Below are 10718 nucleotides of genomic sequence, written 5' to 3'. Positions count from 1 at the left end.
TCAAATGGCGATTCAGCGTTTAATTGGTTTTGGGAAAAAAGAAGAGTTTAAGGAAATTTTGGCAATTTTAAGAAAGCAGAATCCTGATAGGATAAGGGTTCTGTGAAATTTGTCGTGTACAGAGCAATTTTACAATCATTAGGTAGTACGCAGTCTGCTTCTTCTTATTTGATGAATATTGGTATTAATTTTTCTTATCCAAAGCCAAATAAATTATTAAATTATATTATTGACTTTTATTCTAAAGATGGAATAGTTCTTGATTTTTTTGCTGGTTCTGGGACTACAGCACAAAGTGTAATAGAGCTTAATAAAGCAGATAAAGGGCAGAGAAAATATTTATTAGTTGAACAAAGTGAATACTTTAATTCAGTTATTAAGCCCCGTATTCAAAAAGTGGTGTATTCAGCAGACTGGAAAGAGGGTAAACCAATAAATCCTGAATCTGGTATTAGTCACTGTTTAAAAGTTGTGAAACTTGAAAGTTATGAAGATACGCTCAATAACTTAGAGTTGGTGCGTAAAGGCGCTCAACAGACGCTTTTAGCAGAGCAACAAGCTTCAACCAAGCCTGAAGATCAAAACGCTTATAGCGATTATCTCATGCACTATATGCTTGAGCTAGAAAGCAAAGATTCATTGCTGAACGTTAAAGATTTCTTAAAGCCATTTAGCTATCAAATGAATATTACAACCGATAGCGCAGGTGCGTTTGAACGTAAAAATATTGACTTGGTTGAAACCTTTAACTATCTGATTGGGCTGAATGTTCAAGAAGTAGATTATCAGTTAGATAAAGGCTATGCCCAAATCACAGGTAAATTGCGTACAGGTGAATACACCACTGTTCTGTGGCGTGATTGCGACAAAATTGGCTATGCAGAACTCGATCAATTACTTTCAAAACTTAAAATTAATCCAAACGATGGCGAGTACCAATTGATTTATATCAATGGTGATCACAACGTAGCAAGCAAATACACCACCAAAGAGGGTGAAGAAAAACAACTCAAAGTCCGTTCAATTGAACAAACCTTCTTAAAGAATATGTTTGAGGAGTAATGCACTGTGGCAAAGGCTCCTAAAGCAAAAACGAAAGCGGTTAAAGTCAATTTTCACGAGCAATTGATTTTAAATAAATGGTTGTGGTCGAAGTTTAATCCCAATCGTTTGGAAGGCATGAAACAACAGCTTGATCATCCGCAATTTGAGGGAATCGAGCATGAGGGTGATAATGCAGGACAAACAAAATTCTTTAGTGTAATCAGCAATACTTTGTTTAACAAACAAGTTGTTGATATCGATGTGCTACGTCGCTATGACTTAAACATTGTGAAGCACTGGCAAAAGATCACTGAAAAACGTAATGAAATAGAAGGGCATGTTTTAAATCTAAAATATTTCCAATACCTTTCATTGCTGTTTACAGAACTTTATTTAGATCAATATTTTAATCATCAAGCGGACATGCTCAATGAGCTGAATGTTGAACTAGAACAATATAATGATGACCAGAAAATTGATGCAGATCAATTTCAGCAGTATTTGCCTGAAGACCTAAATAAAATTGGTTATTGGAATGCAACAGGTAGCGGTAAAACACTGCTCATGCATGTCAATATTTTGCAGTATTTAGACTATTTCCAACATCAAAATGGCAACAGCACTTATCCAGACCAAATCATTTTACTTACACCGAATGAAGGTTTGAGTGAACAGCATTTGCAAGAACTTACTGACTCAGGTTTTCAAGCAACTTTGTTCGATAAACAGAAGAGTCGTAATAGCTTGTATCGAGATGAAATTCAAATCATCGATATGAATAAGCTGAGTGATACCGATGGTGATAAAACCGTTGCGACAATGAGCTTGGAAGGTAAGAATCTTGTTCTGATTGACGAAGGGCACCGTGGTACGAGTAGTAGTGCAGGTGCTTGGATGGAGCGTCGTGATATTCTCACTAAAGATGGTTTTAGTTTTGAATATTCGGCTACCTTTGGTCAAGCTGTAAGTAAGGCAGACAACGTCTATAAACGGTTTGAAGATGCAAAAAAACAGAAAGCCAAAATGCTGTATGGCATGGCAATTAATAAGCTAACCGAAGAACAGAAAAAAAATATTCAGTTGGATGAATTAGAACAGCAAAAATATCGTCGGGAAGCACTACGAGAAGTCTATGCTAAAAGTATTTTGTTTGATTATTCATACAAATATTTCTATGCAGATGGCTATGGTAAAGAAGTCAATATTCTGAACATGAAAGAATATCATGAAGATGATGAGCGTAATCTTTATCTTACAGCTTGCTTACTCTCGTTCTATCAACAACAGTATTTGTTTAAAAAGAATCAGGTAAAGCTGGCAAAATTTAATATTGAAAAACCACTGTGGGTATTTGTCGGCAATAAAGTCAATGATGATGATTCCGATATTTTAGCCATTGTAAAATTCTTGGCTGATTTCTTAGATGCCTCTCGTAAGAGTAAGGTGATAGGTTGGCTGCATGACTTAATTACTAATACATCTCGTTTGGTCGATACCAATGGTATTAATATTTTTGCCAATCGATTTGCACCTTTACATGGGCAAAATGCAACTGATCTTTACCAAGATATTTTAAGAAGCTTTTTTAATACCACATCAAATCAACGTTTGAATGTAGTACGCATCACGGCGAATAAAGGTGAGTTGCGCTTACAGGTCGGAGAAAATACTCCTTTTGCAGTGATTAACGTAGGTGATGAAAAAGGCTTATACGACAATTGTGAAGAATCTAGTCAAACACATTATCTAAATGCACGGACTGATGATTTTGCGGAATCATTATTTCCTACATTAAATAATGATGATAGTGAAACACATCTTCTGATTGGTTCACGTAAATTTACTGAGGGGTGGAGTAGCTGGCGTGTCTCGACCATGGGCTTATTGAACATGGGGACTGGTGAAGGCGCACAGATTATTCAGCTCTTTGGTCGTGGCGTACGTTTAAAAGGTGAGAACTTCTCTTTAAAACGAACACCAAGAGAAATTTATAGTAAGGCTGAATATAAAGGTCTGCATTTAGATTTGATGCAAACTATTAATATTTTTGGTTTACGTGCTGACTACATGGAAAAATTCCGCGATTATCTAAATGATGAAGGCATTATCCTGAATCAGGATTTAGTCACATTGGATTTTCCAACCAATAAAATTAAAGCACAGCGCTTAAAAACACTGACTTTAAAAGATGGCTATAAAGATAATCAAGCCAATGGTTTTAAGGCTCAATCAAAACTATCGATGTTTAAAATTCCAAAACAGTACGAAGGTAAAATTAAAAAACCTTTTGTCGTTTTGGATTTGTATCCTCGCTTGCAAGCCTTTCATACCGATAAGTCAAAGCGTCAAACAGATGTTAAAGACAAACGCCAAGAGCATGAGATTTCACCAAAAATCATGTGTATGTTTGATTTTGATGAAATTTACTTGCAACTTCAGCAATATAAGTTCCAGCGTGGATATAGCAACCTACAACTGAATGTTGATGATTTACAAGAGTTTTGTTTTAGAGATATCAAATCGTCTACGGATGACTGGTATAAGCTTTTGGTCGATGGATCAGAATTATCTAGTGATGTAAGCGGAATTAAAAAACAGCAAGCGATTCTAACGGAGCTTTTACAATCCTATATGGATAAGTTCTATCATGCGATTAAGAATGCCTATGAGGGGCAGTTTTATGAAGTGACAGAATTTAGCTTGGACGATAAAGATTTGCCTGTACAGATTTGTGACCAATATACCCTTACTGCCAAAGACGGTAAAAATAACGAAGCACAAGAAGTATTTGACCGTCTAGAGGTCTTGAAGGACTTGGTTGCTAAGGGTGAGGTGGAAAAATTAGCACCGTGGAAAGAAGATGGTAGTTTTAGAGCGATTACTTTTGATCGTCATCTTTTTTATCCATTATTGGACAAGAAAGATGAAAGCTTACCATTTACATGGTCACCAATGCTATTTGACTACACTAGTCATACCCAAAGTAGTGAAGTGAAGTTTGTTCTGGATTTGCAAAGTTATATCAATACTCCAGATGCTGATGCTTTACTGAAAGGTTATGAGCTTTATTTATTGAGAAATGCTGATAATAAATATCGTGGTTTAGGTTTTGCTTTAGCCGGAAATTTTTATCCTGACTTTTTATTATGGCTAGTTAATAAGGAAACAGGGCAACAGTATTTAACTTTAGTTGATCCTAAAGGCATCCGAAACATGAATCACGATGATGCCAAAATTGAGTTCTATAAAGAGATAAAAAGTATTGAAGCAAAACTCGATCATTCTGTCTTGATTTTGAATAGCTTTATTTTGTCTATTACCCCAATGAAAGATATTCTGAATAACTCTCTTTCTGAAGAAGAGTTTGCTGAAAAGAATGTCTTATTTATGGTGGGTAATGGTACAGCGTATCTTGGGCAGATGTTTAAAAAGATATTAGAAAAAATATAAAAAATATTCCTAGTACCCAAGTTTCTACACTGTTTGGCTGTGTAGAAACTTGGGTAAAAATTTGGTTTTATAAAAATCACTATATAGATTTAAATTTTTTAAATCAAAGGTTTAAATTTTTAGTTCAACTGCCACCATCTCTATTGTAGTAGTTTACCCAAGAAAAATTGGAAATTTAAGAAATAAAATAATTTTTACGACTTGTGACATGTCCTGTCATTTTTATGCCTTATCTTCACTTTATTCCATTGAATAGTCATTTTGATCAAAAGTTTAAATTTAAAAGGAAAATTGAAAGGACATTAGCATGACGATAAGCCCTGGTTCATTTACGAATAATCATAAGAAGAAAGCTTTAACGCGTATTTTTAGAGCATTAATACTTGGGAAAATAAAGTGGGCTGAATTAAAAAAGTTCTATTTAGCAATGTTACACCTCGAACGTTATTTAGAAAGGCTAAATATTCTTTAAATTGAAATTACATTAATACTTTTTGTGATTTAGTGTAATTTTTTGTGTGTTTAATGTGTTATATTTCTAGCATATCGGAACTTTAAACGTTTGGTATATGTTTTTAAATAATTAGAGAAAATTTATGAAACGTGATGATTCTATTCATGAGCGTTTAGCCGACAGATTAGCCAATATTTTAACAAAGTTAAATATGGGGTATCAGTTAAGTATAAAAGAACTTGCATCAGAGTTTGGGGTAAGTACACGTACTATTTCGAGAGATTTTGACCGTCTTAATACTTATTTGCCTTTGCTGCAGGATATTGAAAGTAAAAAATATTATTTAGATTTAAACTACTTAGGAAAAATTGCCCCAAAAGATATCCGTAATTTTGCTCAGCTTTCAGGGATTAATCATTTGTATCCGTCATTGGATATATCCTTTTTGCGTGAACTTTTAGATAGTCGAGCACATCAAATTTATAGTGCTAAGGGTTACTCTTTTGAAGATGTGAGTCAGTTTAAAGAATTATTCAAAGTTCTAGGAAAAGCAATTCAAGAGCAGCGACAAATCAGTTTTGTATACAAAGGAGAACCTAGACTAGTTCAACCTTATCGATTGATTCATCATCATGGTAGTTGGTATTTAGCAGCAGTCAGAAAAAATCAATTGCGTACTTATCGCATTTCACATATTCAGCTCATGCAATCTCCACATGAAGATTCTCAATTTGTCCCTGACCCAAATATTGTAAAACTTGTGGAAAATGATGACAGTATCTGGTTTGGACAGGATAAGCAGGAAATCATTTTATCTATTGATAGTCAGGTCGCATTTTACTTTAAGCAGCGATCTATATTGCCTGAGCAGCAAATAGTAAAAGAGTTAAATGATGGTGGATTGCTGGTTTCTTCTAAAATTAATCATGACATGCAGTTATTGCCGTTAATACGATTTTGGATTCCACATCTTAAAATTGTAAATCCAGGAAGATTACAAAATGAGATGGAAAAGGGATTGAAGGAATACATAAGCTCTAATTGATTTTAAAACATATAGATTTAAAAAATGTGTAAAGAACTTTAATAAGAGGAATATATAAATGGTATTACCACTTGTACCGTTATTAATCGGGGTTGGAGCAGCTGATCCTAGACGGTCCTTTAGGGTGGCTTGCAATAGCTGTAATGTGGGGAATTCATTTTCTTGACAAGAAAAATTAATGTAATTTTTATCAAATTTAGTGTGTAAAAAAGCGAGAGTATAAAATGAGTTTTTGGAATAAAGTCGGACAAGTAGCAAAAGCAGCAGGAGAATATGCAGCTAAAGAAGCTAAAAATCAGTATGAAGGAGCAAAAGAAAGATCTGCTCAATATGCGGAAGAAATGCCTGATCTAAATGATCGTCAACTAGCTAAAATTTGCCTTACAGAAGCTCAGCGTTCACCTATTAAAGCGACAGCAGCTCGAAAAGAGTTAAGATATAGAGGTTATGAAACTATGGAAGATATTAAAAGTATTTAATTTTTTTTGAGATATTATTTCATCTTTTTAGAGTGGGTGATTATTTACTATTTCTAACTCATTTATGTGAATTGAAAAATTAAATAGATTCCAATTTAATTACCTAGTCGTGCTCTAAAATAAATTAACATCTTAGTCATTGTTAAAAATAACTACTTAGTAGTAGAGAGAGATTATGCCTTTACCATTAATTTTAATTGGTGCTGCTGCAGCTGCCACAGCTTTGGGTGCAAAAAAAGCCTATGATGGTCATCAAGATAAAAACCTTGCTGATGATATCATTGAAAGCTCAAAAAATCGGTTTAAAAAGTATAAAGAAGCTCTTGATGAGACAAATACTAAAACTAGCAAATCTTTAGAGAGCCTTGGTGAACTAGAGCTTAAAATAGGGGCAGATTTTGATAAGTTTGATCATCTAGTTTCTGAAATTTTAAAAGATAATAACTTTCAAAAATTCAGTAATACGAAAATCGAAATTCCTCAGCATAAGTTAAATCAAATAAAGGAAGTAGCTATTACAGCAACTGACTATTTGAAAACTGTTGTTGGTGGTGGTGTTTCGGGAGCAGCTGCAGGTTTTGCTGTTTACGGTGGTGTTATGACTCTTGGAGCCGCCTCTACAGGGACCTCTATAGCATCTTTATCTGGTGTCGCTGCATATAATGCTACTATGGCGGCTATTGGTGGTGGTTCATTAGCTGCTGGCGGTTGGGGAATGGCTGGTGGTGCTATGGTGCTAGGAGGCGCAGTTGTTGCTCCTGTATTAGCTGTAGCTGGTATTGCTTATGCGATTCATGGTTCTAAAGCGCTAGATAAAGCAAGAGATATCCGTTACGAAGTTGACCAAGCTGTTACAAAAATGGAGATTGCACAAGAGCAGTTATTGCGAGTCCAATCTTATGCAGACCGAATTTATAATGAATTAACTAAAATATATAGCGTCTTCAATTTGTATTTTGAAAAGCTAAAAGAGATTAATCAAATACTAAAAGAGGGTAATCAGGAAAAAATACATAGCATTTCGGAAGAGACGATTACATGCATTGAAAATGGTACAAGTTTAGCTGCAATTATGGCAAAAATGATTTCTACGCCACTATTCAAGGTAAAACAAGATAATAAAGGTAATCCTATTTTAGACAAAGATGGTAATGCAGAAATTCTTGTAGACGAACATGGTATGCAAGTACTTGATCATCAAGGTCTTGAGAAAGTTTTAAAAGAAACCCATGAAGGTTTTAAGCGTTCATAACATAATTTTAAAGTATGAAGAACTCCTCCTGTCAACACAGGAGGAGTTCTTATATTAGGAACAGATATGTCATCAAAAACATTTGATTGGTCAGATGAAATTAACCAAGTTGTCACTAAAAGTTTAGTGACTACCTTTGGTCTTGATTTTTTATTATTTGAAGATAAAAAAGGTGGAGATGTTGATACGATTCAAAATGTCAGACAAGACATATGGGCAACAGAAGCGGAAAAGATAAAGTATGAAAATCGTGAAAAATATGATTCGGCTGCTTATCATCAACATCATAATTATATTCAGAAAGGGCGGAATGATAAACAAGCGCAAGAAAATGGGACTTTAAAAGATAAATATCGTAAAGATAAAAATCTATCAAAAGGCCAAAACCGTGATTTGGATCATATTATATCAGCGCATGAGATTCATAATGATGCTGGAAGAATGCTAGCTGGACTGGATGGAGTAGAATTAGCTAATCAAGATTCAAATTTATCGTCAACGGCTAGCAGTATAAATAGAACTAAAAAACAGCATTCTGTTGATAAATTTTTAAATAATTTACCCGAAACAATTAATAATCGTGAAATTGAATTAAGTAAGTTAAATCAGAAGCTTCATGGAATGCCACAATCTACACCTCAAGAACGGCATGAGTTTCAGCAAGTTCAAGATAAAATTAGAAAAAAACAGCAATCATTGGATGAGCTTAAACAAGTTGATAGTGAATCCATGAAAAAAGTTGATGAAAAGGCAAGAGCTGAAACTGAGAAGCAGATAAATAGTTATTATCAAAGTACTAAGTTTTTTAAGGCAAGCTTAACATCAGCAGGGATTGCTGGTTTAAAAATGGGTTTGAGGGAGACATTAGGACTTATACTTGCTGAAATTTGGTTTGAAATAAAAGCAGTAATTCCTTCTATATGCGTGAAGTATAAAACAGTTGAATTTAGAATTAAAAACTTTTTAGATGATTTAAAAGATACAGTTTTAAATATTATTGAACGTGTAAAGCAGCGGTTTAAGGATGTAGTTTCTAGTTTTCGGGATGCAACAATTTCAGGTGTTTTTGCAAGTCTTTCTACAACGGTATTAAATATTTTTCTTACAACAACAAAGTTTTGGGGGAAAATTATAAGAGAGACCTGGTTAAATTTGATCAAAGTCATGAAGATGGCATTCTTTAATCCAGAGAACTTATCGACTGGTGAGTTAACTAAAGCCACTTTTAAAATTCTTTCAGCAAGTATTGGCATAATCGTAGGTATGCTTATGCATGAAGGTTTAGCTGCTCTTAACTCAATGCCTTTAGGAAATTTAGTTGTTGACTTCGCTAGCGCTTTGACAAGTGGTATTGTAATTTTGGCTTTAAATTATTTCATTGAGCAAAGTGAAATAATGCAAAAATTCTGGTCATATTTAGATCAGGTAAAAACAAAATATGAAAAAATACTAGATAACTTTAGAGAGATCAATAAAGAGTTAGACCAATATATTCTACAATTAACGCAATTAGAATTTGGCTTAAATATTGATGAGATTTCTGTATTTACAGAACAACTAAACAGTGCTAATTCTGAATTAGAGCGCAATATAGTTCTAAAGAAAGAAATAGAAAAGCAAGAAATTAAATTACCATTTGAAATGGGAAATTCGGAAAGTACTCGAAGCTGGTTATTAGGGTTAGCTAAAAATTGATTGCTTTTCCATGCACTCAGTGCGGAGCCTGTTGCAGGCATGTTAATTTATCAAATCAAACTGATTTTTTAGATCGTGGTGACGGCATTTGCCGTTACCACGATCTAACATCTCATTTATGTAAAATCTATGAAAATCGTCCGGAAGTATGTCGAGTTGATACCTATTATGAGCAACACTTTAAACAAAAAATTTCTTGGGAACAATTTGTACATCTTAATTTGATCGCTTGTGAGCAGTTGGACCAACTTGAATGATTAATCGATTATATAATTTTAAATTCCTAAAACTACTTGATATGGTTTAAATCCTTCTAGAACAGCATCGGATACCAGCTGGATAAATGCTTCTGTTTTTCCATAAGCCATCCATTGATCAAGAGCCTCATAGTAAGCCAATCGATTTTCAACTGTAATCACACAAGGCGGATAGCCAGCCTTTAATAATTCAAGATTCATCAAAAGACGTGATGTGCGTCCATTGCCATCAATGAACGGATGAATACTCACAAAATCCGCATGTACTTTGGCTGCACGTTCAATCGGGTGAAGTTTATGTGCTTCAAGGTTATACCAATCGACTAGTTGAGCCATCTTGTCATTTAATAATGTGTAATCAGGTGGGGTAGATGTAGCACCTGAGATCAATACATTTTGCTGGCGATAGCGTCCCGCTTTCTCTTCATCAATATTTTTTAGAATGAGTTGGTGGATATTTCGAATCTGCCATTCAGAAAAAGGCTCTTCTTTGCGAATAATGTCTTCAACATAGTAGATAGCATTTCTATGGTTGATTGCCTCGAAATGTTCTCGTAATGCTTTTCCGCCAACAGTTATGCCTTCCAAGACAACTTTTGTTTCTAGCAATGTAAGTGTATTGCCTTCGATTGCATTTGAGTGGTATGTCCAACGAACAATAAGATCTTCTTGTAGATTTTTTACAATTGCAGGAGAAAGAGGACGATGCAGATCTAATTTTGTTTTTAAAGCATCAATATTTTCAAACATAACCTTATCCCTGAAGTTGAACTATTGAATGATACATGAAAAAAAGAAATATAAGAAAGTAATGTTATAACGTTTCACTTTATATTGAATTCACATGTGTTAAAATCAGTAACCAAGTTAGTTCATATCCTCTGTTAGAATTTGAACAAAATTAATTTGGTATTCAATAAGTTGACAAAAATAACTAATCATGCGAAAAAGTTTTTTTAGTTAACAGATGTTCACACATGCCTCGAATTGTTTCTGTACCACTTAGTTTAGAACAGCGAGAACGACTCATTTTTCTGGCCAA

The 10718-nt window shown here is 34.2% G+C and carries 8 protein-coding genes and 1 pseudogene; 8 read left to right on the top strand and 1 reads right to left on the bottom strand.

Going from position 1 to position 10718, the window contains the following annotated elements; all coding sequences use genetic code 11:
- Window positions 1-102: 102 nt before the first annotated feature.
- From FTT70_RS12970 to FTT70_RS12940, 7 genes are all read left to right on the top strand, one after another.
- Entirely contained in the window at window positions 103-1062 is a 960-nt protein-coding gene (locus FTT70_RS12970) for a DNA methyltransferase (RefSeq protein ID WP_373685759.1), read from the top strand.
- Between the two features lie 6 nt (window positions 1063-1068).
- On the top strand, window positions 1069-4494 hold the full coding sequence (locus FTT70_RS12965) for a DEAD/DEAH box helicase family protein (protein WP_180168701.1): 3426 nt from the start codon (window positions 1069-1071) through the stop codon (window positions 4492-4494).
- A gap of 596 nt (window positions 4495-5090) precedes the next feature.
- Window positions 5091-5993: a YafY family protein gene (locus FTT70_RS12960; protein ID WP_180168700.1), complete on the top strand. Its 903-nt coding sequence runs from the start codon at window positions 5091-5093 to the stop codon at window positions 5991-5993.
- 224 nt (window positions 5994-6217) lie between these two features.
- Window positions 6218-6472 (top strand): hypothetical protein, encoded by a 255-nt coding sequence (locus tag FTT70_RS12955; protein WP_180168699.1) that lies wholly within the window; start codon window positions 6218-6220, stop codon window positions 6470-6472.
- A gap of 175 nt (window positions 6473-6647) precedes the next feature.
- Window positions 6648-7724: a chemotaxis protein gene (locus tag FTT70_RS12950; RefSeq protein WP_180168698.1), complete on the top strand. Its 1077-nt coding sequence runs from the start codon at window positions 6648-6650 to the stop codon at window positions 7722-7724.
- Between the two features lie 66 nt (window positions 7725-7790).
- A complete protein-coding gene (locus tag FTT70_RS12945; RefSeq protein ID WP_180168697.1) occupies window positions 7791-9419 on the top strand; it encodes a DNA repair protein in 1629 nt (542 codons plus the stop codon).
- The gene (locus FTT70_RS12940; protein WP_180168696.1) at window positions 9416-9676 is read left to right on the top strand and encodes a YkgJ family cysteine cluster protein; all 261 of its coding nucleotides are present in this window, start codon (window positions 9416-9418) and stop codon (window positions 9674-9676) included. Before FTT70_RS12945 ends, FTT70_RS12940 begins: the two co-directional genes overlap by 4 nt.
- An 18-nt stretch (window positions 9677-9694) precedes the next feature.
- On the opposite strand, the gene FTT70_RS12935 is transcribed toward FTT70_RS12940, so the two are convergent.
- Window positions 9695-10426, bottom strand: a complete 732-nt coding sequence (locus FTT70_RS12935; protein WP_180168695.1) for a Fic family protein — start codon at window positions 10424-10426, stop codon at window positions 9695-9697.
- Window positions 10427-10653: 227 nt separating this feature from the next.
- Between FTT70_RS12935 and FTT70_RS13760 the strand changes: the two are divergent.
- A pseudogene (locus FTT70_RS13760) lies at window positions 10654-10718 on the top strand (helix-turn-helix domain-containing protein); the annotation flags it as partial.

It is taken from the genome of Acinetobacter sp. YH01003 (genome assembly GCF_013420525.1).
Lineage (GTDB): Bacteria > Pseudomonadota > Gammaproteobacteria > Pseudomonadales > Moraxellaceae > Acinetobacter > Acinetobacter towneri.
Note: the sequence above shows the minus strand (reverse complement) of the source record. Positions and strands in the feature narration are given on the sequence as shown.

Coding starts and splice junctions, on each gene's coding strand:
- FTT70_RS12960 (WP_180168700.1), top strand. CDS start 5,091: ATGAAACGTGATGATTCTATTCATGAGCGTTTAGCCGACAGATTAGCC.
- FTT70_RS12955 (WP_180168699.1), top strand. CDS start 6,218: ATGAGTTTTTGGAATAAAGTCGGACAAGTAGCAAAAGCAGCAGGAGAA.
- FTT70_RS12950 (WP_180168698.1), top strand. CDS start 6,648: ATGCCTTTACCATTAATTTTAATTGGTGCTGCTGCAGCTGCCACAGCT.
- FTT70_RS12945 (WP_180168697.1), top strand. CDS start 7,791: ATGTCATCAAAAACATTTGATTGGTCAGATGAAATTAACCAAGTTGTC.
- FTT70_RS12935 (WP_180168695.1), bottom strand. CDS start 10,426: ATGTTTGAAAATATTGATGCTTTAAAAACAAAATTAGATCTGCATCGT.